Origin of the sequence: Aquitalea pelogenes, from assembly GCF_041914625.1 — a bacterium.
Taxonomy (GTDB): Bacteria; Pseudomonadota; Gammaproteobacteria; order Burkholderiales; family Chromobacteriaceae; genus Aquitalea; species Aquitalea pelogenes.
The window spans coordinates 1-25350 of sequence record NZ_JAYSDA010000010.1; the positions used below are offsets into that span (position 1 = coordinate 1).

The window sequence follows — 25350 nt, forward strand, 5'->3', positions numbered from 1 at the left end:
GCAGTCAAACCTATAACGGTACGAGCACGGCACAAGGCAGCAACCTGACGGTGAGTAACCTGATCAACGGTGACAGCGTGACCGTGGGCGGCACCGCTGGTATGACCGGCATGATGGTTGGTAGCCAGCAACTGACCACCTTGAGTGGCTTGACCCTTAGCAATTCGGACTACACCGTGTCTGGCGGTACGGGTGGTCTCACCGTGGTGCCGGCTGCACTCACGATTACCGCGGCAAATCAAACCTCCACGGCCGGTGTGCCTTATGTGCTGTCCGGCTATACGACTACAGGGCTGTTCGGGAACGATAGTGTCACCGGTCTCACGGAAACCTTACCAGGCGGGGCAACGTCTACCACGTCCCAGACTGCTGCTGGCAGTTACGTCATTAGCGTCTCCAATGCCACAGGTTCCGGTCTTTCCAACTACAGCATTGCCTACCAGCCGGGGATATTAACCATCAATCCCTTGCCGGTGATCAGTGTGCAACAGCTACCGGCTAACGGGCAAAACAGCAATGCCTCCAGTTTTTCAATGCTGGGGGGGCTGCCTTTCAACCCGAGTGTTGCTAGCTTCAATCTGCCAGAGCAGGCCAGCACCGGCGTGACTACTGGTGCAGAGACTGCGACAGCGCGCAACTCATCGGCGACCAGTAGTGGCAGTTTGGGCAACAGCACTGGGGGAGCATCTCCTGGTGTGGTGAAGCCTGAATCCGCTGGTGCTGTCAGCGGCAGCTTGCAGTTGGCTCGGCAGTCCGGGGAACAGATGACAGGATCACCTTATCCGGATAATCGCTATGTTGGGGATGCAATTCAATTCACGGCGCAATAAGCGGAAAGATAATAACAATGAATACCATCAGGCCATTGGTTTGGGGAAGCATCTACGCAACCGCAGGGTGCCTGTTGACTGTGACCGTGTCAGAGTTCGCGGCTGCAGCACCGATAGAACTGAATCCGGCACCAGTGCCGCAGATACAGCGGCAAATGATTTTGCCACCTAATGTCGTGCCAGGATCTGAGGATGCCACCCCGCTGGGGGCGAACTTGACGGGTATCGTATTGTTAGGGACGGATGATGTATCCGTTGCAGATGGCGGAGCAGGTATCGATGCCAGCCGTGTGGCACGGCTCAATACACCGGAAGGCAAGGCCATACTCATGCCCTGGATTGGGCGTCCGTTATCCAGAAAACTGATTGCTGAAATCGAGGCGTCCATTGCGCGTTATTACCGACAACGTGGCTTCCCGTTTGTATCGTTGTCAACGCCGCCGCAGAACATTGGTAGCGGAGTATTGCAAATCCGCGTACTCGAATTCATGGATGGCAAGGTATCGGTTCAGGGTACCTCTGCGGCCACTGCATCGCGTCTGCGTGGCTTGATCCGCCAGCAGCCTGGCGAAGCGATCGATACCTATCAGCTTACAGCTGATTTGGACTGGATCAATCGCTATCCCTTCCGGCAGGCACAGGCAGTGTTTACCCCAGGGGCCAGCTTCGGGCGTTCTGATCTGGATGTCCAGATTACCGAGGCCAAACCATGGCGCGCTTTCCTTGGCTATGCCAACTCCGGCACTCAAGCCACTGGGATGGACCGCTATTTCGCAGGGGCGATGGTAGGCGGATTGTTGACGTCAGATTCGGTACTTTCATATCAGTACACCACTTCGCACGATGGGGTAAATGCCAACGGGCATTTGGGTGGCGAGTATGCCCATAATCGTTATCTCAGCCATGGCCTTCATCTGGACCTGCCATTTGCTTCGCGACAGAAAATCGAATTGACGTTCAATCATGTTGAAACCAATACCAGCTCCAATCCGTTTCTCGCACGCAACTTGACCGACGAAATTTCGTTTGGTCATCGTTTCAGCCTATCCAATATCTCTCGTTTGCCCGGTGATATTGCTTACGGGGTGGAGGTGAAACGAGAGCGACAAAAGACATATTTTGGCAATGTTGAAGTACTGGATAGCAAACTGGAAACCGATCAAATTTATCTCGGCTGGAATGCGCTGTGGCAAGGAGCGGATAGCAAGACCGGGCTTGATGCGACATTGCATATCAGCCCAGGGGGCATGAACGGAGATAACACGGATAAGGCCATGAGGACCTTTACCAGTAACAGAGTAAACAATTCTGACTACCAGTACCTTAATGTCCGTCTGACCCAGCTGAGCAGGCTGCCCAAGTCGTGGAGCTTGCGTAATGAACTGATCATGCAGTTTTCCAGCAATGCACTACCCAATACCGAGCAGGCAGGTATCGGTGGTGAAGGCCTTGTACGTGGCTATCTGCTTGATGATGGAGCCTACGACTCGCTGGTGGTGAGCCGTAACGAGCTTCATTTGCCGACAATCAATATGCTTGGTGCAGACAGCTTGTTGATGCCCTATCTGTTCGTGGATGGAGGTTATGGCCGCAATCATCACAATGCCGGCTCGCAGCATGCCTTGTCTGCTGGTATCGGTATGGACTATCAATTGGGCCGCACATTAAATGCTTCAGCGTCGTGGGCCCACAATTTCTGGCAGGCGAGCCAAACGCATAGTGGAGATAACGCGGTGGAGGTTAGGGTGACGATGGGTTTCTAGCGTCAACGTATTGAATGATCGCTGAAGCATTTTGCTACGGCACCGAAGTATGCCTTGCATGACCCCTTAGGTAGTACAAAGCCGCCGTTGAACCTTTCTTGATTCAATGGCGGCTTATAAATCATTCCAGTGAACCGGCTAAAGCCGGTAACGTCACGTCAAGATTGGTGTCCGCCAAGGACATACTCCTGATGTTCACTCGCGGTAGCGTCAGCATCTCTCCTATTACATCGCATACGACGGGCGAACCCATAGACTACTCGTGCAATCGGTATCTGCGGGAACGCCCGGCATGTCGTACTAGTGAATGCGCATGGGTGCTTGCTGCTGTCTGCGCAGTTCATTCGCCATCAGCCGGTTCAGGCTTCCATCCTTGGTCATGCGGGTCATGGTCTGATCGAAGAGGGCGGCAAGCTTTGCCGCCTCCGGGCCTGGGGTAAACACCAGATAGCTGGCTACCTTTTCAATGCTAGGTCCGGTTTGTACTGCATTATTGCCTCCGGGCATGGTTTGCAGCAGCTGCAATGCAACCGTGCGGCTGCACGGCACGATGTCCACCCGCCCGGCCAGTAATTTGCGCAAATTCAATTCATGGCTATCCGTGCTATCCACTGCAGCGAATAGCCCTGCTTTTAATGCCTGGTCCAGACGAGGGCTATAGAACACATTGCGGGTGATGCCAATGCGTGCGCCAGCAATGGATGCCAGTTGGCCGTTGAACTTCCATGGCGAGTTTTTGCGGACGAAAAATACATAGTCCTGGATAAGCAGGGGTTGATGGGGATAAACCATGGTCAATTCCCGCTCCGGGGTCTTTTTTAGCGGGAACAAACCATCCACCTGGCGCTGGCTGACCAGGTTGAATGCTCGGTTCATCGGGTAGAGTTTGATCTGTGCATGTTTGCCGATCCGGGCAAAGACTTCGCTCACTATGCTGGTGGCCAGGCCTTCGGGGCCCTGATCACCCTCTGTGACATATGGTGGATAGTCGAAGGTCACCAGCCGTAGCGGGGTGGCATGACAAGCCTGGAATAACAGCAGCATCAGCAGCCAGTATGGAAGTCGCATACATTGGGTTGGCAGAGTAACTATCGGCCATAATTTATGATTTGTTTATAATAGATCCTTTCTGCATGGAATTATAATGGCTGTGTGTTTAAAGAGGCTGATAATTGTTCTTTGTTGGGAATAGTGCACAGGCCAGCTTGCTCGCCCGGCTGTTTGCTGCGCCTGCTCATGGGCCCAGAGCGCAGCGGCAGCTTGTAGCCGTAGCGGCTGCGGCGTGGGGTAGGTGGCATCCCGCACTGCAGCGTTGTTGCCTGACGAAGCATGTCATGTGACATCACATGTGTCTGTGCAGGGGTAAACAAGGCTTGAAAACATTGACATGCAGGCAAGCCGGGTGTGGATCTGACCATATCTGAAGCTGTTGATGGCATTTGGCCTGCAGATTGTATTGGCATGCTGTTTGCATGGTTGTTGCCACTTCATTCCATGGGGCACACCATGCTCATCCCAAGCCTGACCCGTGCTGGCAATGTTTCCGGGGTATACAAGTCCATTGCCGCCACGCAGAACCAAGCTGACAATACTGCCGCCCGGACGGCAAATCTTGCCGATGTCATCAGTATTTCATCTGCGGCACGTGAGCGTCTGGCCGCGGAGGCGAGCGCAGCTTCAGGTGCCGGCGTCAAAATGGATACCGACAAGGGGGAGGTGGCTCTGAATCTGGAATCGTATTTTTCGCCGAAGCCGCAAGGGGGGAACGGCGAACTTCCCCCTTTGATGCTGCCATCACAGCGCAACATCGATGCCCTGACCCAGGATATCAATCAGAAATTCCCGGCATTTCTTTCCGCCAACGGCATTCCGGCTGCACCTGCCAGCATCCAGTACGATAGTGACGGCCAGCCACAGTTTCCTGCCGATTACCCCTATGCGGCCCAGCTTAAGCAAGCCTTGACTGATAACCCGGGTATCGGACGCGAGCTGAGCACGGTTTACGCCTTGGGCGAATTCAAGAACCTGCTGGATGACAGCCAGGCATTCCAGCAGGAATATGCCGCTGCGGGCAGCCAGGGTGAGCTGGACAAGGTGGTCGCCAAATATTCCCGGCTGTTTTCGGCCAATCCGCTACCGGCAAAATCCATCCTGATGATTGATGCTGATGGCCATATACGCATTGGTGAAACCGCAGGCCCTTCTGACACTGCAGCACGGAGCAAGGCGGCTTGAATGTCCGTTTGCAGTGCTGTCAGCTTAAGGCTACGGTAGTGCCGGGCTATAGTGCGGCAGCAGGCTGAACCAGCAAGGGCTGCGGGGTGGCGTTGGTGGCATGCCACACAGCATTGAAGTGGTCGATCACCTGTTCACCGCTCAATGCAAAGGCACTCAGCGTGGTATGCGCATCTGCAATCACCGTAACCTGAAAGCCGCGCGAAACCGCATTGCGCAAGGTGCTATCCACGCAGAAGTCGGTGGCGCAGCCGCCCAGCCACAGTTTGCTGACGCCCAGATTCTCCAGCAGGGCTGCCAGCGGGGTATCACAAAAGCTGTCGCCATGCCGTTTGTAGATGAAATGGTCGGCGGCCGTGGCTGGCAGGGCAGGGTGTAGCTGCCAGGCAGCGCTGTCACGTTCCAGCCCGGCTACTTCATGCTGGACAAAAATCACCGGGAAACCACGCTCCCGCGCTTTGGCAATGGCTAGTTTCAGACTACCCAGCACCTGCTCCAGCCGAACGGCAGCTGGTTCAGCGGCCACCACGCCGCATTGCATGTCCACAATCAGTAAAGCGGTATCCGGCATAGCGTTCCCCTTGATGATCCATAGACCGACAGCATAACTGATTTGTATATATGGCTGGCATGCGCCGACGATTACGCTTGTCAGGGGTGATTGCACCGTCGTCTCAATGGCAGCAACTGGCAGTCTGTCAGTGTAAGGATTGGCTGTCAGGCATGGTTTGATTTTTGGCCAGATCAAAAAAAGCCGTACTGCGTTGGGGCAGTCCGGCTTTTTTCATTCATACAGGATTTCCTGCCTCAGTGCCTTGCCTCGGCATCAATCAGCGAACCTTTGCGGGTGTCGCGCATGAACCAGCAAACCAGCAGGGTGCAGGCAATCACCGCCGTGGTGTACCAGTAAAAGCCGCTTTCCAGCTGGATGGACTTGAACCACAAGGCCAGGTATTCCGCTGTGCCACCAAAAACCGATACGGCAAAGGCGTAGGGCACGCCCACGCCGGTGGCGCGGATGCTGGCCGGGAACAGTTCTGCCTTCACCAGTGCGTTGATCGAGGTATAACCGGAGACGATGATCCAGGCGCAGGCAATCAGGCCAAACGCTTCCCACGGACCACTGGCGTGACGGATGGCGGTGAGCAAGGGCACGGTGAACAGGGTGCCCAGCAAGGCAAAGCCGATCAGCAGCGGCTTGCGGCCAATGCGGTCGGACAGCGCGCCATACAGCGGCTGCAAGCACATGGCAAACAGCAGCGAGGCGGCGGAAACTGCGGTGGTTTGCATGTCGGTCAGGCCTACCGACAGGCGCAGGAATTTCTGCATATAAGTGGTGTAGACATAGAAGGCCAGCGTGCCGCCCATGGTGAGGCCTACCACCAGCAATACTTCCTTGGGGTGCTGGGCCAGTTGCCTGAGGCCGCCCATGGCCTTGGCGGATTTGCGTGCCGCTTCAAACGACTGGGTTTCCGGCAGATTGTGGCGCATGCGCAGGGCCAGTACTGCAAGTGCCGCACCGACAAAAAACGGAATGCGCCAGCCCCAGGCACGCAGTTCTTCGGCGCTGAGCAGGAATTTCTGCAAGACCAGCAGCAGGATCAGGGCCAGCAGCTGGCCGCCAATCAGGGTGACGTACTGGAAGCTGCTGTAGAAGCCGCGGTGCTTGGAGTCAGCCATTTCCGACAGATAGGTGGCGCTGGCACCGTATTCGCCACCCAGGCTCAGGCCTTGCAGCAGGCGCGCCAGCAGCAGGATGCAGGGCGACAGGATGCCGGCGGTGGCATAGGTGGGGGCACAGGCAATCAGCAAGGAGCCAAAGCACATCAGCAGCACAGAAGCCATCAGCGCGGTCTTGCGTCCCAGCCGGTCGCCGATGTGGCCGAACAGCATGCCGCCGATGGGGCGGATGAAAAAGCCGAGGGCAAAAATGCCGGCGGTGGACATCAGCTGGGCGGTGGGGTCCTGGGCGGGGAAGAAGGCATTGGCAAAATACAGGGCAAAGGCGGAATAGCAATAGAAATCGAACCATTCCACCAGGTTGCCGGCCGAGCCGACAATGATGGCATGCAGGCGCTTGCCGGATATCCGTTCGTGAGTAGCCGCAGTGGCTGTGGCGCTGGACATGGTGACTGTCTCCTCTGGTGTGACGGGTTATGAATGGGTTTCCCGTTTGTCGCCGTCTACTATGCGCAGCAGGGCGGTAGTCGGCATCCGCAACTTTGCCCGCATCGTCTCCGTAAAACTACGGAGGAGTGTTTCCGTCCGGCAGCCGGACTGCTATGGTCTGAGCTTCCCCGGCCAAGGAGATGCCATGCCCAGCCCCCGCTCCAGCACACCTTACGCCCGCTATTGGCGCTGGCTGGGGCTGACCATGGCTGCCATTGGCCTGATCGTGCTGAGCGCCAACTGGGCGGAACGCCACGAGCTGGCCACCCGCACCGCCGCCTTGCGCCAGGCCGCGGCTGCCCATGTACTGGGTTTGCGCGGTCTGGTGGAGAAACACGATTTCCTGCCCTATGCCGCAGCCCGCCACCCTGATGTGCTGGCCTTGCTGCAAGCACCGCAGGACAGCGCACTGCGCTTGCGGGTGAACCATTACTTTGCCGATTTGCAGTCCACCACCGGCGCGGCGGCCTTGTTTCTGGTGGACCGTAATGGCCTCACCTTGTCGTCCAGCAACTGGAACCAGCCCTCCAGCTTTGTCGGCGAGTCCTACCGCCAGCGCCCGTATTTTGAAACCGCCCTGCAGGGGCAGCGCGGCCTGTTTTACGGGCTGGGGCTGACCACCGGGCAGTCCGGCCTGTTCATTGCCGAGCCGGTACGCGGCCCGGCAGGCATCATGGGGGTGGCAGTGGTCAAGATCAGCCTGGAGCCTTTGCAGGCGGCATGGCGACGCGGCATCGACCCGGTCCTGCTGCGCGACAGCCGTGGCGTGGTGTTTCTCAGCTCGCAGCCCGAATGGCTGTTCCAGGCCCGGCAGCAACTGAGTGCTGCCGATACCGCCTGGATCAGCAGCCATCGCCAGTACGGCAACCGCAGCCAGTTTGCCGTGCTGCCCTGGCAGGTAAAGCCCCTGCCGGATTCTGCCGCCTACGGCCTGCAAACCACGGTGCAGGGGCTGCATCGTTCCTTGCTGGCACTGGATACCGCGTTGCCGGAACTGGGCTGGACGCTGACCGTTACCTCCGACATGAAGGAAGTCACCCAGGCACGGCAACTGGCGCTTGCCTTGAGTACCTTGCTGCTGGCGCTGCTATTGCTGGCCAGCCTGTACTGGCGCTTGCGGGAAAAACGTTTTGTCGAGCAGCGCAGCGCCCGGCTGGAACTGGAACGCCGGGTGGAAGAACGCACCCGCGACCTGGAAGAAGCCCATACCTTTCGCAAGGCCATGGAAGATTCGCTGCTGGTGGGCATGCGCGCGCGCGACCCGCAAGGCCGCATCATTTACGTCAATCCGGCGTTCTGCGCCATGGTGGGCTATAGCGCGGAAGAATTGCTGGGCTGCCTGCCGCCCTATCCGTACTGGCATCCGGATGATCTGGAAAAACAGGCCAGGGTGAGCCAGGACGTGCTGCAGGGCCGGGTGGTGCCGCATGGCTATGAGTCGCGCATCCGGCACAAGGACGGACATGACGTGATTACCATGATTTACACCGCCGCGCTGGTGGATGCCCGTGGCGTGCACCGGGGCTGGATGAGTTCGGTGGTGGATATCACCGCGCAGAAACAGGCGGAGGCGCGCCAGCGCGATCAGGAATTGCAACTGGAGCGCAGCGCGCGGCTGGCCAGTGTGGGCGAAATGGCTTCCACGCTGGCGCACGAGCTGAATCAGCCACTGATGGCACTGTCCAATTTCGCCCTGGCCGCCCGGGCGCTGGCTGATCGGGGTGCCAGCAGCCTGCTGGCCGAAACGCTGAACGACATCATTGCCCAGTCACAACGGGCCAGTGAAATCGTCAAGCGGGTGCGGGTGTTCATCAACCCGCAACGCGCCCAGTATGAAAACCTCGCCCCGGCGGATGTCATCCACCATGCGGTCAACCTGCTCAAGCCCGAATTGCAGCGCCATCATGTGCAATTACAGCTGCAGCTGGAAGACGGCTTGCCGCCGGTGCGCGGGGACAGCGTGCTGCTGGAGCAGGTGCTGATGAATCTGATTCACAATGCGCTGCACGCCATGCAGGCACAGCCGCCGGGCAGCCGTCGCATCCAGCTGCTTTGCCGGCAGCAGGAGCAAGGAGTCAGCGTCACCGTGGCCGATAGCGGACCGGGTATTCCGGCAGAGCAGACCGAGCAGATTTTTGCCCCGTTTTTTACTTCCAAACCCGACGGCCTGGGCCTGGGCCTGAATATTTGCCGTACCATCATCGAAGCCCACGGTGGCCGCATCAGCGTGGAAAACAGCCCCACTGGCGGGGCCGCCTTTACCTTTACCCTGGCGCTTGCATCATGAAAGAAATGCCGCTCACCCTGTTTGTTGTCGATGATGACGAAGCCTTGCGTCGTTCCCTGTTGCTGCTGTTGCTGTCGCAGGGGCTGGCGGTACAGGCTTTTGATTCCGGCGAAGCCTTTCTCAGTGCCGTCAACCTGCGTCAGCCAGGCTGCGTGATTCTGGATTTGCGGCTGGGTGGTATCAGCGGCCTGTCGGTGTTTGATAGTCTGCTGGCCGCGCACAGCCCGCTGGTGACGATGTTTTTATCTGCACATGGCGATATTCCCACCGCACTGGAAGCCGTCCGGCGTGGAGCATTTGACTGGGTGGAAAAGCCGGATACCCAGCAATTGCTGGACAAGCTGCCCGCCGCCATCGCCCTGGCCCGCGCCCGCGCGCAGGCACTGCGGCAATGGGCGGAGCTGACCCCGCGTGAGCGGGAAGTGGCACGGCTGGTGGGACTGGGGCAGCCCAACAAGGAAATTGCCCGGGTGCTGGTGCCGCCCTGCGGACATCGCTCGGTGGAAACCCATCGCGCCAATATCTTCAGCAAGCTGCAATGCGCCAACGATAACGAATTGGGCCGCTGGCTGGCGGCCCATCCCTGGCTGGACTGAACTACCCGACTTGGGGCAGGGCAGGCCACGACGGTGACCTGCTCAAAGCGGAAGGAATTACAGATTCTCGGCCAGGAATTGCAGGCTGCGGCCAGTGGCCAGTGCGGCGGCAGATTGGTTGAACACGGCACTGCGGCCCCAGCAGTTGAAGCCATGGCCCACACCCGGGTAGTCAAAGAACACCGCATTGTCCTTGCCGGCAAAGGCCGCCTTGACCGCGCTGACAGCGGTTTGTGCAATGTGTTCGTCGTTGCCGGCGTAATGGAACAGGATGGGCTGGGTGATTTGGCCGGCCAGTTCCAGGTGCTGGTCAATGCCGCCACCGTAGAAGCACACTGCGGCATCCGCCTGACTGAGTGCTGCGGCGCGGAAGGCCAGCTGGCCACCCAGGCAGAAGCCCAGCGTCGCCACTTTGCCAGTGACTTCCGGGCGCTGGCGCAGCAGGCCAACTGCAGCGGCCACATCGGCAGCAGCCTGGGCGGTGTCCACTTGCTGGTAGTAGCCAAACGCCTGCTGGGTACCGGCGGCGTCGTAGTCTAGATCCACCCGCGGGCTCAGCCGCCAGAACACATCGGGGGCCAGCACCACGTAACCGGCCAGCGCATACAGGTCGGCCACGGCGCGGATATGTTCGTTGACGCCCCAGATTTCCTGCACCAGCACGATGCCCGGACCACTGCCGGTGGGGGGGAGTGACAGATAACCGCCAAATTGCTTGCCGTCCTGGGTGGGAATGTCGATCCAGCTTGCGTTCACGGGAAACTCCTTTGTGCGAGAGTGCATCGGAATGGCCATCGGGCAGGGAGCCCGCAGGCATGAAAGGGGCAGGGCATGGTCAGGCGCAGTGCTTCTGACAGTTCCGGCCAGGCATGCCCTGCATGACCTTGGCTATGTCGTAGCAGGCAAGGCTTTTTCAATAGCGATGCGCAGCAAATGCGCAGTACCATGTGGCTGGCTTCGAGCAGACTGGCAGAAAATTATGTCAATAAGGCCAGCTTTGCTACCATGGTAGCTGTCGCTACCAACAAGCATTTCTCCCATGAAGCAGCGCGCGCAACGCATGTTCATTGTGTTCTTCCTGCTGCTGTTTCTGGGCACGGCGGCGCTGATTGCTTTCCTGTTGGGGGTGGCTTACCAGGAAAAGCAGCGTCAGGCCGAGGTGAATGCGCGCAATGTGGTGGAAGCGCTGGAAGCCCGGCTGGAGGCCACCTTGCGTCGCAGTCAGGCCACGCTGGAAGAACTGGCGCGTACTACCAACCCGGCCGTCATGTCATTGGCAGTGCGCAATGAACACGCCACTGCCATGCAAAGAGAGCTGGCCTTGCGTGCCAGCCACTTTCCCGAAATTGTCGGGCTGCGCCTGATCGACGCCCAGGGCAATGTGTTGTATGCCTCCGATTATGCCTTGCCCAATGCCTCGGTGCGGGACCGCAGTTACTACCTTGCCTTGCGCCAGAATCCCCAGATACCGCTGTTTTTTTCCGAAGTGGCAATTGGACGGCTTAATCGTACCCGCCAGTTATACATGGCCGTGCCCATGCGCAATCCACAGGGCGAATTTGCCGGCATTGCCATGGCACCGCTGGACATTGCCTATTTCCAGAAGCTGTTTGCCGCCATCAACCTTGGCCCGCACGGGGTGATTACCTTCCGTCGCAGCGATGATGGCCGGCTGGTGCTGCGCATGCCGGCGGTGAAGGACAGCGTCAACCAGAGCCTGCGCACCAACCAGATGTTCCAGCATGTGGCCAGCGGAGAGCAAAGCGGCTTGCTGCGCTATTCCTCCAGCATCGACGAGGTGGACCGGGTCTATGCCTTCAAGCGGGTGGGGGAGTTTCCTTTTTACCTGGGCGCGGGCATTGCCAGCATGGATTTTCTGGCGCAATGGCATGCCACCTTGCTGGGTACGGTAGTGGTCAGTTTGCTGGTGTTGCTGGTGCTGGGCGTGCTGCTGTACCGCCTGCAGCAGTCCGAGGTGCGCGAGCAGGATACCTCGGCCAATCTGCAGGCCAGCGAGGATCGCTTCCAGTTGTTGCTCAATGCAGTGGGCGATGGCATTTGCGGGCTGGATCAGGACGGGCGCTGCATGTTTGCCAACCCGGCGGCTTGCCGGTTGCTGGGTCATGCAACTGAAGCTGCCTTGCTGGGGCAGCAGTTGCTGCCGCGGGTGCATACCCACGGCCCGGACCGCCAGCCCCTGCCTGATGGGGCGAGTACCATTCACCAGGCCTTGCGTCAGGGGCGCAGCGCCCATGCCGACGATGCACTCTTCACCCGGGCCGACCAGAGCCTGCTGCCGGTGCGCTACGATGCCTATCCGCTGGTCAAGGACGGGCGTGATATCGGGGCGGTCTTGCTGTTTCAGGATATTGGCGCCCATAAGCGGCAACAGGAGCAGATTGCCTTTCTGGCCCATCACGATGCGCTGACCGGCCTGCCCAACCGCATTCTGGCGGAGGACCGCTTCCGGCAACTGCTCAGTCTGACCGAACGCCACGGCACCATGCTGGCCATGCTGTTCATGGACCTGGATGGCTTCAAGACCATCAACGATTCACTGGGGCATGATGTCGGGGATGAAATGCTGCAAGCGGTGGCGCAGCGCCTGCGTACCTTGCTGCGCGAACACGATACTGCCTGCCGGCTGGGTGGCGACGAATTCCTGCTGCTGCTGCCCGACATCGACAGCATCGACAGCCTGTTACCCATGATCAGCCGCCTGCTGCATGCGCTGGAAGAACCATACCTGCTGACCGGGCATCAGCTGTCCAGCTCGGCATCGATTGGCGTATCGCTCTATCCGGTGGATGGACAGGACTTCACCACCCTGATGAAGAAGGCCGACACCGCCATGTATCACGCCAAGGATGCCGGGCGGAATACCTGTCGCTTGTTTGATGCCGACATGCAGGTGGAGGCGGAAGAGGCCTTGCGTCTGCGCGGCCGATTCATGCGGGCGCTGGAAACCGGCCAGTTCGTGCTGCATTACCAGCCACAGGTCAGCCTGGTGGACGGGCGCATCATTGGTGTGGAGGCGCTGGTGCGCTGGCAGGATGGCGAGCAGCTGATTCCGCCGGGGCGCTTCATTCCCATGGCGGAAAGCAGCGGGCTGATCGTGCCTTTGGGCGAGTGGGTGCTGCAGGAAGCCTGTCGGCAAGCGGTGCAATGGCAACAGTGTTATCCCGACCCGGTGGTCGTGGCGGTGAATCTGTCCGCGGTGCAGTTCAAGCGCGGCAATCTGGAGCAGGCGGTGGCCGCTGCATTGCGCGACAGCGGCCTGCCTGCGCATTTGCTGGAGCTGGAGCTGACCGAAACCTCGCTGCTGCAGCAGACCGAGTCGGTGGTAACCACCTTGCATCGCCTGGGGCAACTGGGCGTGCGGCTGGCCATCGACGATTTCGGCACCGGCTATTCCAGCCTGGCCTATCTGAAGCGCCTGGCGGTCAATACCCTGAAGATTGACCAATCCTTTGTCCGTAATCTGCCGGACGACCCGGACGATGCCAATATTGTGTGCGCCATCATCGACATGGCGCACAAGCTGCAACTGCATACCCTGGCCGAAGGCGTGGAAACCGCCCAGATCGCCGACATGCTGCAAGCCATGGGCTGCGAGCAGGCACAGGGCTACCATTTTGCCCGCCCGCAAACCGCCGCACAGTTACAGGACTTCCTGCGTCAGCAGGCGGCCAGTCAGCCGGGCGGCAAATAGGATGGATGGCCGGGCGGAATCAGTTCGGCTACCAGAAAGTCGATAAAGGCCCGGATGGCCGGTGACAGGCCGCGCCGGGTAGTGAATGCGGCATGCAGAATGCCCCAGGGGCTGTCGAACTCCGGCAGCAGGCGCAGCAGGCGGCCCTGCTGGATGGCCTCGTCACATACCATCACCGGCAAGGCGGCCACGCCCAGCCCGGCTATCGCCGCTTCCAGCAAAACCAGCAAATCATCGGTCATCAGCCTGGGCTGATCAATTTGCAGGCTGTAGCTGTGACCGGCCTGATCCAGCAACTGCCACTGCCCGCGGCCATCGGCACGGCTCATGGTGAGGGCGGGCAGGCCGGCCAGATCGGCCGGGGTGCGTGGCATGGGGTGGGCGCGCATGAAGTCGGGGCTGGCCACCAGAATCACCTGGCTGACCGCCAGTTGCCGCACCACCAGGTTGGCGCTGTTGTCGATGCTGTTACGCACGCGCAGTGCCACGTCGATATTGTCTTCTATCAGGTCCACCCGCCGGTTGGTGGCTTCCAGTGCAATGCGTACCTGTGGATAACGCTGCATGAAACGCGGCAGTGACGGTGCCAGCAAGGTCTTGGCCAGCAGTTCCGGACAGCTCACCCGCACCAGGCCGCGCGGTTCGGCGCTGATGCGGGCGATGGCTTCATCGGCAGCCTCGGCCTCGGCCAGCATGGCCTGGCAGTGCTGGTAATAGCTGCTGCCCACCTCGGTCAGCGCCAGGCGCCGTGTGGTGCGTTGCAAAAGCCGTACGCCCAGCCGCTCTTCCAGTTCCGCCACCCGGCGTGACAGCCGCGACTTGGGAATCCCCAGCATGCGGCTGGCAGCCATGAATCCACCGTGTTCCACCACCTTGGCAAAGTACAGCAGGTCGTTCAGGTCTTGCATTTGATTGTCCTATGGGTGGAACAATGTTTCCGATTTGAGCAGTCTAGTCATGATTGGTAGCAAAAACTACTATTCCGTCACCAACTCTGCTTACAAGGAAACCCGCCATGAAACTGTTGCACCTCGATTCCAGCATCCTCGGTCAGAACTCCGTTTCCCGTCAGCTGACTGCTGCCGTGGTAGAAGCTGTCCGTGCCAAGCACGCCGATGTTCAGACCAGCTACCGCGACCTGGCTGCCCAGCCCATTGCACACCTGTCGGGTGAAATCATTGGTGCCAACTTCACCGCCGAAGCCGACTGGACGGAAACCCAGCGTAGCGAAAGCGCGCTGAGCAATGCGCTGATTGAAGAATTCCTGGCTACCGACGTACTGGTGATTGGCGCGCCGATGTACAACTTCTCCATTCCGTCCCAGCTGAAGAGCTGGATCGACCGTGTAGCCGCAGCCGGCCGTACCTTCAAGTACGGTGCCAATGGCCCGGAAGGCCTGGCTGGTGGCAAGAAAGTGGTGATCGTGTCCAGCCGTGGTGGTGTGTACTCCACCGAGCAAGGCCAGCTGATGGACTTCCAGGAAGACTACCTGCGCACCGTACTGGGTTTCCTGGGCATTACCGACATTGCCTTCATCCGCGCTGAAGCCGTGAATATGGGTGAAGACAAGCGTGCTACCGCCATCCATGCCGCCAAGGAAGCGATTGCCAAGCTGGCCATCTGATTTCCCCTGCACAGATAGATATGAAAAAACGGGCCTTGCTGGCCCGTTTTCTGATTATTGGCCATACCCGTCTCGCGTTCTGCAAAGAAAGCGAGGCGCCCTTTCCGGGAAAGGGCGGGGGGATAGGAAATCGATGGGAGGCTGCGGAATCAGCCACTTCATCGAAAGGCCCGGCTTTGCAGGGTCCGGTGCCATCGCACCAAATCACTTTGTCAGCAGCCTGGAAACGGGCCTTGCTGACCCGTTTTTTCATGTGCAAACCTGGCATATGACACACCCTGTTGCGCCCATGTGCTTATTAACTGCAATTACTTGTCAACATATCGAAAGTACGGTGTGATGCAGGCAGAGGCAAAGCGGGCGGGTGGGCAAGATGCGCAGGATGTGGTTGGGCGAGACGGTACTGGATCATCAGTCAGCATTTCGTAGCGGCTTGCTGCTGCTGATCGTGCTGTTACTGCTATCCAATGGCTGGTTTGCCTACAGCCGCGCGCTCAGTCTGGCCAATCAGTATGCCCATCGGGCGGTCAGCAGTCTGGCGCAACACTTTGACGACATTGAAGGTTTCATCGACATCATCCACGCCGATGCCGTCAGCGAACTGAAACAGGACGATGGCAGGCAGGCGCAACTGGCTGCGCTGTCCTGGTTGCGCAATGCACCGGGGCAGGGCTTTTATGCGCTGGATACCCGGCCCACCCTGGCGTCCGGCCTGCAGCCGGGCAACCTCACCGGCCTGGGACAGGCGGCTGCGCTGGATGCGGCTGCACGGCATGAAATGGCCGTGGTACTGGGCCTGACACCGATGATGCAGATGGCTTATCAGCATCTGGGCGAACACGGTGTGGACTGGGTTTACTATGTCTCCGCCCGCCAGTTCATTTATCTCTATCCCTTCACCCCGGCAACGTCCTATCACTACAGCGCCAACACCCCGCAGGGTCAGTTCTGGCGGCTGGCAGAACCGGCAGTCAACCCACGCGGCCAGCGGGTGATCACACCGGTGTATATCGACCAGGCCGGCAAGGGCCCGATGCTGACCATCAGCCAGCCGGTATGGGTGGCGGGGCAGTTCCGGGGTGTGCTGTGCATGGATGTGGGGCTCAATACCCTCAACCAGTTGCTGCGTCAGCTGGATGCCCCGGCAGGCAGCCTGTACCTGCTCAATCGCCAGAACCAAGTGGTGGCCACCAGCGATGATCACCCCCTGCCACAGGAAAACCTGCAGTTGTTGCCGGTGATGCCAACGTACGCCGCCAGCCCGACCGCCCATGTGCGGGTGTATGCGCTGGGCGACTCCGGCATGCGGGTGCTGCAATACCTGCCCAATTACTGGCTGGCACTGGAGGTGGCCCGTGGCTGCGCACCGGGTGTGGTGGCGGCCGTGCTGTTGTGGCTGGCCTTGTTGCTGCTGACACGCACCTGGCAGTTCAACCGCGAACTGCGCCGCCTGTCCGAACATGATGCCCTGACCGGGGCGCTCAACCATCGCGCATTCCAGTCCTTGCTGGCGCAGCTGTATCAGGACTACCAGACGCAAGGCACGGTGTTTTCGCTGGTGATGGTGGATCTGGACCACTTCAAGAAGGTCAACGACAGCCACGGCCACGCCGTGGGCGATACGGTACTCAAGGTGCTGGTAAGGCTGGCGCTGCGGCTACTGCGCAATGAAGACCGCGTGGCCCGGCTGGGCGGTGAGGAGTTTGTGCTGGTGTTGCCGGCTACAGACCTGCCGGACGCGATGAAGGCGGCAGTGCGCTTGCGCTTGCAGCTGGAGAAGCTGCACTGGAGCAAGCTGGGCCTGCCGGAGCCGGTCACGGCCAGCATGGGCTGTGCCGTGGTATTGCCGGACGACCGCCATGCCAGTGATGTACTCAAGCGCGCCGACGACGCCATGTACCGGGCCAAGCAGGAAGGGCGCAACCGGGTCTGCCTGCACTGGCAAGGCCCGGCGGCGCAAGGGAACTGAACTACACCCAGTCGCGGGCGGGCAGGAAACGCTCGTACAGTGCGGCTTCTGCACTGCCGGGTTCCGGCTGGTAGCCGTATTCCCAGCGCACCAGCGGTGGCATGGACATCAGGATGGATTCGGTGCGGCCTCCGGTTTGCAGGCCAAACAGTGTGCCACGGTCCCATACCAGGTTGAATTCCACATAGCGGCCACGGCGGTACAGCTGGAACTGGCGCTGTGCATCAGTCCATGGGGTGGCCTTACGCTTGTCCACGATGGGGACATAAGCCTCGACAAAACCCTGACCTACCGCCTGCATGAAGGCAAAGCTGCGTTCGAAGCCCCAGGTGTTCAGGTCGTCAAAAAACAGCCCGCCCACACCACGGGCTTCGTTGCGGTGCTTGAGGAAAAAGTATTCGTCGCACCATTTCTTGTAATCGGCATACACATTGGCACCAAAAGGCTGGCACAGATCGCGCGCCACGGTGTGCCAGTGGATCACGTCTTCTTCCACCGGATAGAAGGGCGTGAGGTCAAAGCCACCACCAAACCACCATACTGGTTCGGCGCCGTCCTTTTCGGCAATGAAAAAGCGCACATTGGCATGGCTGGTGGGCACGTGCGGGTTTTCCGGGTGGATGACCAGAGACACGCCCATGGCTTCAAAGCGGCGGCCAGCCAGTTCCGGGCGATGTGCGGTTGCCGACGCCGGCAGTGCATCGCCACTGACATGCGAAAAATTCACCCCGGCCTGCTCGAATACCGCGCCTTTGCTCAGCACCCGGCTGCGCCCGCCACCACCCGCCGGACGCTGCCAGGCGTCTTCGACAAAACGGCCCTGACCATCGGCCTGCTCCAGCGCGGCACAGATACGGTCTTGCAGTTGCAGCAAAAAGGCTTTCACCTCGTTGGCGTGGGGATGACTCATTGCAATATCCTGGATGGTGGTGTGGATGGCATTGTAGCAGGGGGATTCCTGCTGCTGCAGCGGCATGCGGCGGGGAGGCGGACAAAAAAAGAACCCGCCGGTAAGGGCGGGTCGCACATCGTCACACAAAGGACAGAGGAGTACAGGCCTGTTGCCAGGCCTTACAGATACAAAGCAAAAGCGCGTCACGGGCTCGGGGGTGTCCGTGGCAAGGCTGAAGCATGGAAGACAGTGTGACAGAAGCCCGCATGGGCACTGTGCGGCTAGCGTCTTGGCTGTGTGCCCGGGTTGTGCCTGCTTGGTGACGGTGAATGACAATGCGGCCGAGTGTGTTGCAAAACATGAAGCAAGGGAACTTTGCCACCCGGAAATGCAAAACGGGCCGCCACGCATTGACGTGGCGGCCCGTGTTCAGGCATGGCAGTTTGCCGCTCAGGCGGTGACCGGGCTGGCCTGCCAGTTTTCTTGCGGGCTGCTGCTGACAGCAGGACGGTTGGCCGGCCTGGACTGGAAGAAGTCCACGCTGCGCGCCAGTACCGCCATGCGTTCGTTATCCACCAGAATCATGTGATAGCTGTCGGACAGCGGCATGAAGTCGACCGGTCCGCCCAGATGTTTCTGCAGATGGTGTGCCGAGCGCGGGCTGGTGATGTCGTCTTCGTCGGCATGCACAATCAGTGTCGGGCAGGTGATCTGGCCCAGGCGCGGCAGCAGTTGCCGGCGCAGCTTGTCCACTTCGCGGATGCAGGCCAGCGGCACATAGGGGTAGTGAAAACGCTCGCCACGCTCGAAGCGTTGCTGGATCAGCTTGCGGATGCGCGGGTTCTTGATGCCGAAGGGCTCGGCTTCCGGAATACGCATGCGGCGTGCCATGCCGGGCAGGATGTAACCCAGGGGGCGCAACCAGGTCAGGCGCGGCAGGCTCCAGCCATCCAGAAATACCGGTGGCGCATACAGTGCCAGTTTGTCCTGATGGTTTTCCAGCCGTGCCACTTCCAGCGCCACCAGTGCACCCAGGCATACGCCAGCCAGATGCACCACGCCGTGACGTTGCTTCAGCGCGCGGTATTCGGCGCGCATGCTTTCTATCCAGTCGGTCCAGCGGATGTCCAGCAGCTCTTCCGGTTCGGTGCCGTGGCCGGGCAACAGCGGGGCATGGGTGACGATGCCGACGTCTTCCAGGGTACGGCCCAGCGAGCCCAGATCATAAACAGTGCCACCAAGGCCGTGGATCAGCAGGGCCGCAGGTCGGGTAGAGCGCATGGCAATTCCACATACACAAAAATTAACAGTCTGGAGTATGCAGGAGGGCAGAGCGCGGGTCTGTCGCCTTCGTGTCACTGCTTTGTGACAAGCTGTGACCTGTGTGACTTGTGAGATTTAGCTCAGGGCAATGCGCAGGGTGAGACGGGCACCGCCCAGGGGGCTGGTGCCGGCAAAGGCGCTGCCGCCATGGTGTTCGGCTATCAGGCGGACATAAGACAGGCCAAGGCCATAGCCGCCGGTGGCGCGGTCGCGGCTGCGGTCCAGGCGGCGGAAGGGTTCGAAAATGCGTTCCCGGTCGGCTTCGGGAATGCCATGGCCGTCATCATCCACCTGGATTTCCAGCATGGTGCCCTGACGTTCCACAATCAGGTGAACCTGATGTTGCGCATACTTGAAGGCGTTCAGCAGCAGGTTGCGGCTGGCGACGTAAATCAGCTTGCGGTCAAAGGCGGCTGCGCCGCGTGCGCAGTCCATGCTGAGACGGATGCCCGCCGGCTTGAGCGGCTGCACCAGGTCAATCAGGTCGTCAAACCATTCGTACAGATCCACCTGCTCGCGTTGCAGGATGGCTTCGCCCCGGTTGAGCTTGGCGTATTCCATGCTGGCGGTAATCAGCTCTTCCAGCTCCTGCATGTCGCGTTCCATGCCGTCGCTGTAGCGGCGACGTTCGTCCTCGTCGTCCTCTTCTTCCAGCATGGTCAGGCCAAAGCGCAAGCGGGCAATGGGGGTGCGGATTTCATGCGCCACGGCGTGGCTCATGGCCTGATGCATTTCCAGCAGCCGTTCCAGCCGGGCGGCCATGCTGTTGAGGGCGGTGGACAGCGGGGCGAACAAGCGGCTGTGGGCCTGCGGGGTACGCACGTGGAAGTCGCCATTGGCAAACAGCTCGGCGGCATCGCGTACCGATACCAGGTCGCGCCACATCGGCCGCAGGTAGAAGTACATCAACAGGCCCAGCGTGCTGCCGGTAAACACGATCCACAGCAGCAATACCTCGATGTCCTCGGTAATCCAGCCACTGTCGTTGCTGTTGGGGGTGGCATCCAGCGGGCCTAGCAGCAACATGCGCTTGTCGTCCGGCAGCGGGATGTAGAGCAGGTTGTTGTCGAAATCCAGATAGGTTTTGCCGGTGGCAAAGTTCTGTTTGCTTTCCGGGTCCAGGTCGGCAGGCAGGCTGCTGATCAGCTTGACCGGATAACTGAAGTGGCGGGTGAGTTGCGGCAGCGCATGTTCGCGCGCCGCCACCGGCACGCGTTGCAGCTCCTGCACCAGCAGCGATGCCGGGCCGTCCAGCATGCGCCGGGCGTTTTCACTATCGCTATTCTGGTACAGCTTGCCCAGCATGAAGGCAAAACCGATGATGATGGCCAGCTCTGCCGCCATGGCAATGATGAAATAGCGGGCAAACAGGGTGGCCAGCGACGGTTTGGCGTTGCGGTTCTTGCGGTCGGGCCGCAGGCGGGGGAGGTGGATCATTCCCAGTCGCTGCGCGAGAACAGATAGCCCTTGCCGCGTACGGTCTTGATGCGGGTGGGCGAATCCGGGCTGTCGCCCAGCTTTTTGCGCAACCGGGAAATGCGGGCGTCGATAGAGCGGTCCAGCCCGTCAAAACCGATGCCGCGCAATTCATTCATGATGTCGTCGCGCGACAGTACCTGCCCGGCATGGCTGGCCAGCAGCCACAGCAGGTCGAATTCGGCCGTGGTCAGCTCCATTTCCTCGCCGCTCAGATAGGCGGCGCGGGTGCCCTGGCTGATGTTGAACTGGCCGAATACCAGTTCATCGTTGTCACCGGTTTCCACGTTATCTTCTTCTGCCACACCGCGGCGCAGCAGTGCGCGTACCCGTGCCAGCAGGCGGCGCGGCTCTACCGGCTTGGCCAGGTAGTCGTCGGCGCCCAGTTCCAGCCCCAGGATTTCGTCCACGTCTTCATCGCGCGCGGTCATGATGAGAATGCGGCCGTGATAACGCAGCCGCACTTCGCGGCAGACATCAAAGCCTTCCTTGCCGGGCAGCATCACGTCCAGAATGACCAGGTCGGGGCGGGTGTCCAGGATGACATCGGCGGCGGTATCGCCACGACCGTGCTGGCTTACCTGATAACCGTGCTTGGTCAGGTAGGCGGCGATGAGCTGTGACAGGTGGATGTCATCTTCAATGATGAGAATGTGCGGTGCCATGCGGTATCTGCCAAAAACAATGGGAGAAATAGTATCACCATACTGGCAGATGGCTTGTATTTCCGAATCCATGCGAACAGAATGAAACGCGTGTTTACCCAACGCACTCAGGCCGGCCTTGATGTCGGCCCATGATTAATTCAAGGACAGAGAAAATCACATGCAACGCTTAAAGGAATGGGCAATCTGGATTGCCGTCGCCCTGGCGGGCGCCATCGCCTTTGCCGTGGTGGCATTGAACCGGGGAGAGCCGGTCAATGCCATCTGGCTGGTGGTGGCTGCCGTGTCGGTGTACTCCATCGCTTATCGTTTCTACAGCCGTTTCATTGCCGACAAGGTGCTGGAGCTGGACCCGCGCCGTCTGACCCCGGCCGAGAAGCATAATGACGGCCTGGATTACGTGCCGACCAACAAATGGGTGGTGTTCGGCCACCACTTTGCCGCCATTGCCGGTGCCGGTCCGCTGGTGGGCCCGGTGCTGGCAGCGCAGATGGGTTATCTGCCGGGGACTTTGTGGATTCTGGTTGGCGTGATGCTGGCCGGTGCGGTACAGGACTTCCTGGTGCTGTTCCTGTCCATGCGCCGTGACGGCAAGTCGCTGGGCGAAATCATCCGCCTGGAGCTGGGCCCCATTCCCGGCGTGATTGCCTCCATCGGCATCCTGATGATCATGATCATCCTGCTGGCGGTACTGGCGCTGGTGGTGGTCAAGGCGCTGGCCGGCAGCCCGTGGGGCACCTTCACCATTGCCTGCACCATTCCGATTGCCCTGTTCATGGGGGTGTATACCCGCTTCATCCGTCCGGGCAAGATCGGCGAGATTTCAGTCATCGGCTTCATCCTGCTGATGCTGGCCATTGTCTACGGTGGCGATGTGGCACACAGCCCGACGCTGGCACCGTTGTTCACCTTCCAGGGTACCACGCTGGCGTGGATCCTGATCGGCTACGGCTTCATTGCCTCGGTACTGCCGGTATGGCTGCTGCTGGCCCCGCGTGACTATCTGTCCACCTTCCTCAAGATCGGCACCATCGTCGGCCTGGCCATCGGCATCCTGGTGGTGGCACCCAACCTGCACATGCCGGCGCTCACCAAGTTCATTGACGGCACTGGCCCGGTATTCGCCGGCAACCTGTTCCCCTTCCTGTTCATCACCATCGCCTGCGGTGCGGTTTCCGGCTTCCATGCGCTGGTATCTTCTGGCACCACGCCCAAGCTGATCGAGAACGAAACCCACGCCCGCGCCATCGGCTACGGTGCCATGCTGATGGAAAGCTTTGTCGCCATCATGGCGCTGATTGCCGCCTGCGTGCTGGACCCGGGCGTGTACTTCGCCATGAACAGCCCGGCCGCCGTCATCGGCAAGACGGCGGTGGATGCGGCCCAGGTGATTTCCGGCTGGGGCTTTGTCATCACCCCGGATGTGCTGACGCAAATGGCCAAGGACGTGGGCGAAGCCACCATCCTGTCGCGTGCTGGTGGCGCTCCGACACTGGCGGTGGGCATGGCGCACATCCTGTCCGGCGTGATCGGCGGCAAGACCATGATGGCCTTCTGGTACCACTTTGCCATCCTGTTTGAAGCGCTGTTCATCCTCACCACCATCGACGCCGGTACCCGCGTGCTGCGCTTCATGATCCAGGATTTGCTGGGCATCTTCATCAAGCCGATGGCCAATACCGAATCCTGGGGGGCCAACCTGGTGGCCACCGGCCTGGCCGTGGCCGGCTGGGGCTACTTCCTGTATCAGGGCGTGGTGGATCCGCTGGGCGGCATCAACACCTTGTGGCCGCTGTTCGGCATTGCCAACCAGATGCTGGCCGGCATTGCGCTGATCCTGGCCACCGTGGTGCTGATCAAGATGCAGAAGCTGCGCTATGTGTGGGTGACTGCCGTGCCTACCCTGTGGCTGCTGATTGTCACCCTGGTGGCTGGCTGGCAGAAGCTGTTCCACAGCAGCCCCAAGATCAGCTTCCTCGCCCACGCCGACAAGTTCTCCGCGGCTGCCGCCAAGGGTGAGTCGCTGGCTCCGGCGAAAAACCTGGCACAGATGCACCAGATCATCTTCAATGATTATGTGGATGCCACGCTGACCGCCATGTTCATTGCCGTGGTGGTGGCCATGCTGGTGTTCTCCGTCAATGTCATCCGCAAGGCGCTGGCCGTGAAGTGGGTCACCACCAAGGAAGTGCCGGCGGCTTACCGTCAGGGAGAAGCCAATGTCTGAGTGGTTGCGTCAGCTGACCGAAGCGGCGCGGCTGATGGTGGGGGTGAAGGACTACGACAAATACGTTGCCAGTCGCCGCCGATTCAGCCCCAACGCGCCGGTGATGAGCCGCGAGGACTTTTTCGCCCACTGCCAGTCCGAGCGTTATGGCGGCAAGTCGATGAAAAAGTGCCCGTGCTGATTACCCGTCAGCCATAGAAAAACCGCCCGGTTCCGGGCGGTTTTCCGATTCTCCCGCTCGCTGCCTGCAAGGACAGCGAGGCTCCCTTTCCGGGAAAGGGTGAGGGGATAGGGAATAGATGGCAAGGCTGCGGAATCGATGATTTAGTCGAAAGGCCCGGCTTTGCCGGGGCCAGTACAATCGCACCACATAACGTTGTCCGCAGCCTGAAAAGCCGCCCGGTTCCGGGCGGTTTTTTATTGCATGCCGTGTTTCACAGCTGGTGTAACAGATAGCTGATGCCGCTGTTGATCAGCGTGCCGCCGACCAGCAGCCAGCCAAACAGCGCGCTGGCCAGCAGCATGGGTTTGCTTCCGGCGCGGCGGATGGCGGAAAAGTGGGTGGTGAGGCCCAGTGCGCCCATTGCCATGGCCAGCAGCAGATTATCCAGTGCAATCAGCTGGGCGACCCAGGCTTGCGGCAGCCAATGCAGCGAGTTGAAACCGGCCATGGCGAGAAAACCCAGCGCAAACCACGGAATGGTGATGCGGCGCGCCTCCTTGCTGCCAGCCTGATGGCGACGGCCCAGCCAGGCCGACAGGATCAACAGAAACGGTGCCAGCATCATCACCCGGATCATCTTGGTAATCACTGCGCTATTGGCTGCCTGCTCGCTCACCGCCCGCCCGGCTGCTACCGCCTGGGCTACCTCGTGCACTGTGGAGCCGGTAAACACACCGTAGGCAAATTCGGACACGCCCAAAGCTTGCGTCAGCGAAAACAGCAGCGGATAGAGAAACATCGCCAGCGTGCCGAACACCACCACGGTAGCCACCGCCACCGCTACTTTTTCGGCATGGGCTTTCACCACCGGCTCGGTGGCCAGAATGGCGGCAGCACCGCAAATCGAGCTGCCCGCGCCAATCAGGATGACGCTTTGCTCGTCCAGCCCTAGCTTGCGCCGCCCCAGCCAGTAAGCCAGCGCAAAGGTGGAACTCAGCACACAGGCATCAATCATGATGCCGCTGATGCCGACGGCGGCAATGTCCTGAAACGTCAGCTTGAAGCCGAACAGGATGATGCCCAGCCGCAGGATCTGCCCCTTGGCAAACGTGACGCCATGGTGGCCATGTGTGGCCAGACGCGGGTACAGCGTATTGCCCAGCAGCATGCCGCCGACAATGGCGATGGTGAGGGCGGACAGTCCCAGTTGACTGAACAGCGGCAAGCCTGCGGCAAACTGTGCCAGCACGGCCAGCAGCAGTACCAGCAGCAGACCCGGTATTTTTTGTGCAAGGGAAGTCATGATGGTGTTCCGGTGAGGGCGCTTGCCCTGATGTCCTCACCATACGCGCCAGCAATGAAGTTGAAAAACGGATAAAATTTCTACAAATAATTAGAATTATTAATATATAACGGCCA

Annotated in this window: 20 protein-coding genes; 10 read left to right on the top strand and 10 right to left on the bottom strand. The window is 60.0% G+C overall.

Going from position 1 to position 25350, the window contains the following annotated elements:
* Together ACE3SE_RS09995 and ACE3SE_RS10000 are read left to right on the top strand one after the other, a co-directional pair.
* The coding region (locus tag ACE3SE_RS09995) for an MBG domain-containing protein (protein WP_374554991.1) at positions 1–830 on the top strand (830 nt) is incomplete at its 5' end.
* Positions 831–847: 17 nt separating this feature from the next.
* The gene (locus ACE3SE_RS10000) at positions 848–2593 is read left to right on the top strand and encodes a ShlB/FhaC/HecB family hemolysin secretion/activation protein (protein WP_131357334.1); all 1746 of its coding nucleotides are present in this window, start codon (positions 848–850) and stop codon (positions 2591–2593) included.
* A gap of 300 nt (positions 2594–2893) precedes the next feature.
* Here ACE3SE_RS10000 and ACE3SE_RS10005 read toward each other — a convergent pair whose 3' ends face one another.
* Complete coding sequence (locus tag ACE3SE_RS10005; protein WP_374554993.1) at positions 2894–3637, bottom strand: substrate-binding periplasmic protein; 744 nt, start codon at positions 3635–3637, stop codon at positions 2894–2896.
* Positions 3638–3997: 360 nt separating this feature from the next.
* On the opposite strand from ACE3SE_RS10005, the gene ACE3SE_RS10010 reads away from it, so the two are divergent.
* Positions 3998–4828, top strand: a complete 831-nt coding sequence (locus ACE3SE_RS10010) for a hypothetical protein (RefSeq protein ID WP_374554995.1) — start codon at positions 3998–4000, stop codon at positions 4826–4828.
* A gap of 46 nt (positions 4829–4874) precedes the next feature.
* Here ACE3SE_RS10010 and ACE3SE_RS10015 read toward each other — a convergent pair whose 3' ends face one another.
* Entirely contained in the window at positions 4875–5399 is a 525-nt protein-coding gene (locus ACE3SE_RS10015) for an isochorismatase family protein (protein WP_374554997.1), read from the bottom strand.
* 236 nt (positions 5400–5635) lie between these two features.
* Complete coding sequence (locus ACE3SE_RS10020) at positions 5636–6955, bottom strand: MFS transporter (RefSeq protein ID WP_374554999.1); 1320 nt, start codon at positions 6953–6955, stop codon at positions 5636–5638.
* A gap of 187 nt (positions 6956–7142) precedes the next feature.
* Between ACE3SE_RS10020 and ACE3SE_RS10025 the strand changes: the two genes are divergently transcribed.
* Both ACE3SE_RS10025 and ACE3SE_RS10030 read left to right on the top strand, forming a co-directional pair.
* Positions 7143–9284, top strand: coding sequence for a sensor histidine kinase (locus tag ACE3SE_RS10025; RefSeq protein WP_374555001.1), 2142 nt, complete (start codon positions 7143–7145; stop codon positions 9282–9284).
* Positions 9281–9880, top strand: a complete 600-nt coding sequence (locus ACE3SE_RS10030; RefSeq protein ID WP_062787358.1) for a response regulator transcription factor — start codon at positions 9281–9283, stop codon at positions 9878–9880. The genes ACE3SE_RS10025 and ACE3SE_RS10030 overlap by 4 nt, the downstream gene beginning before the upstream one ends.
* A gap of 57 nt (positions 9881–9937) precedes the next feature.
* Here the strand turns inward: ACE3SE_RS10030 and ACE3SE_RS10035 are convergent, their stop codons facing one another.
* Entirely contained in the window at positions 9938–10636 is a 699-nt protein-coding gene (locus ACE3SE_RS10035; RefSeq protein WP_374555003.1) for a dienelactone hydrolase family protein, read from the bottom strand.
* 283 nt (positions 10637–10919) lie between these two features.
* Here ACE3SE_RS10035 and ACE3SE_RS10040 point away from each other — a divergent pair, with 283 nt between their 5' ends.
* Positions 10920–13592 (top strand): bifunctional diguanylate cyclase/phosphodiesterase, encoded by a 2673-nt coding sequence (locus ACE3SE_RS10040; protein ID WP_374555005.1) that lies wholly within the window; start codon positions 10920–10922, stop codon positions 13590–13592.
* Here ACE3SE_RS10040 and ACE3SE_RS10045 read toward each other — a convergent pair.
* On the bottom strand, positions 13574–14500 hold the full coding sequence (locus ACE3SE_RS10045) for a LysR family transcriptional regulator (protein ID WP_062787352.1): 927 nt from the start codon (positions 14498–14500) through the stop codon (positions 13574–13576). The two genes, ACE3SE_RS10040 and ACE3SE_RS10045, sit on opposite strands and share 19 nt — an antisense overlap.
* A 107-nt stretch (positions 14501–14607) precedes the next feature.
* On the opposite strand from ACE3SE_RS10045, the gene ACE3SE_RS10050 reads away from it, so the two are divergent.
* Entirely contained in the window at positions 14608–15216 is a 609-nt protein-coding gene (locus ACE3SE_RS10050) for an FMN-dependent NADH-azoreductase (protein ID WP_045847722.1), read from the top strand.
* Between the two features lie 373 nt (positions 15217–15589).
* Positions 15590–17185: a diguanylate cyclase gene (locus tag ACE3SE_RS10055; RefSeq protein WP_374555008.1), complete on the top strand. Its 1596-nt coding sequence runs from the start codon at positions 15590–15592 to the stop codon at positions 17183–17185.
* A 1-nt stretch (position 17186) separates the two neighbouring features.
* Here the strand turns inward: ACE3SE_RS10055 and hemF are convergent, their stop codons facing one another.
* The 4 genes from hemF to ACE3SE_RS10075 all read right to left on the bottom strand — a co-directional run bounded on the left by hemF (position 17187) and on the right by ACE3SE_RS10075 (position 21541).
* Positions 17187–18095, bottom strand: coding sequence for an oxygen-dependent coproporphyrinogen oxidase (hemF, locus tag ACE3SE_RS10060; protein WP_374555010.1), 909 nt, complete (start codon positions 18093–18095; stop codon positions 17187–17189).
* A gap of 432 nt (positions 18096–18527) precedes the next feature.
* Positions 18528–19358 (bottom strand): alpha/beta hydrolase, encoded by an 831-nt coding sequence (locus ACE3SE_RS10065; protein ID WP_045847724.1) that lies wholly within the window; start codon positions 19356–19358, stop codon positions 18528–18530.
* A 117-nt stretch (positions 19359–19475) separates the two neighbouring features.
* Positions 19476–20837: an ATP-binding protein gene (locus ACE3SE_RS10070; protein ID WP_374555012.1), complete on the bottom strand. Its 1362-nt coding sequence runs from the start codon at positions 20835–20837 to the stop codon at positions 19476–19478.
* A complete protein-coding gene (locus tag ACE3SE_RS10075) occupies positions 20834–21541 on the bottom strand; it encodes a winged helix-turn-helix domain-containing protein (RefSeq protein WP_199101830.1) in 708 nt (235 codons plus the stop codon). The genes ACE3SE_RS10070 and ACE3SE_RS10075 overlap by 4 nt, the downstream gene beginning before the upstream one ends.
* A gap of 160 nt (positions 21542–21701) precedes the next feature.
* Here ACE3SE_RS10075 and ACE3SE_RS10080 point away from each other — a divergent pair, with 160 nt between their 5' ends.
* Both ACE3SE_RS10080 and ACE3SE_RS10085 read left to right on the top strand, forming a co-directional pair.
* Complete coding sequence (locus ACE3SE_RS10080) at positions 21702–23768, top strand: carbon starvation CstA family protein (RefSeq protein ID WP_374555014.1); 2067 nt, start codon at positions 21702–21704, stop codon at positions 23766–23768.
* Positions 23761–23949, top strand: a complete 189-nt coding sequence (locus ACE3SE_RS10085; protein ID WP_045847728.1) for a YbdD/YjiX family protein — start codon at positions 23761–23763, stop codon at positions 23947–23949. Before ACE3SE_RS10080 ends, ACE3SE_RS10085 begins: the two co-directional genes overlap by 8 nt.
* Positions 23950–24202: 253 nt before the next feature.
* Here ACE3SE_RS10085 and ACE3SE_RS10090 read toward each other — a convergent pair whose 3' ends face one another.
* Entirely contained in the window at positions 24203–25234 is a 1032-nt protein-coding gene (locus ACE3SE_RS10090; RefSeq protein ID WP_374555017.1) for a YeiH family protein, read from the bottom strand.
* Positions 25235–25350: the final 116 nt, after the last annotated feature.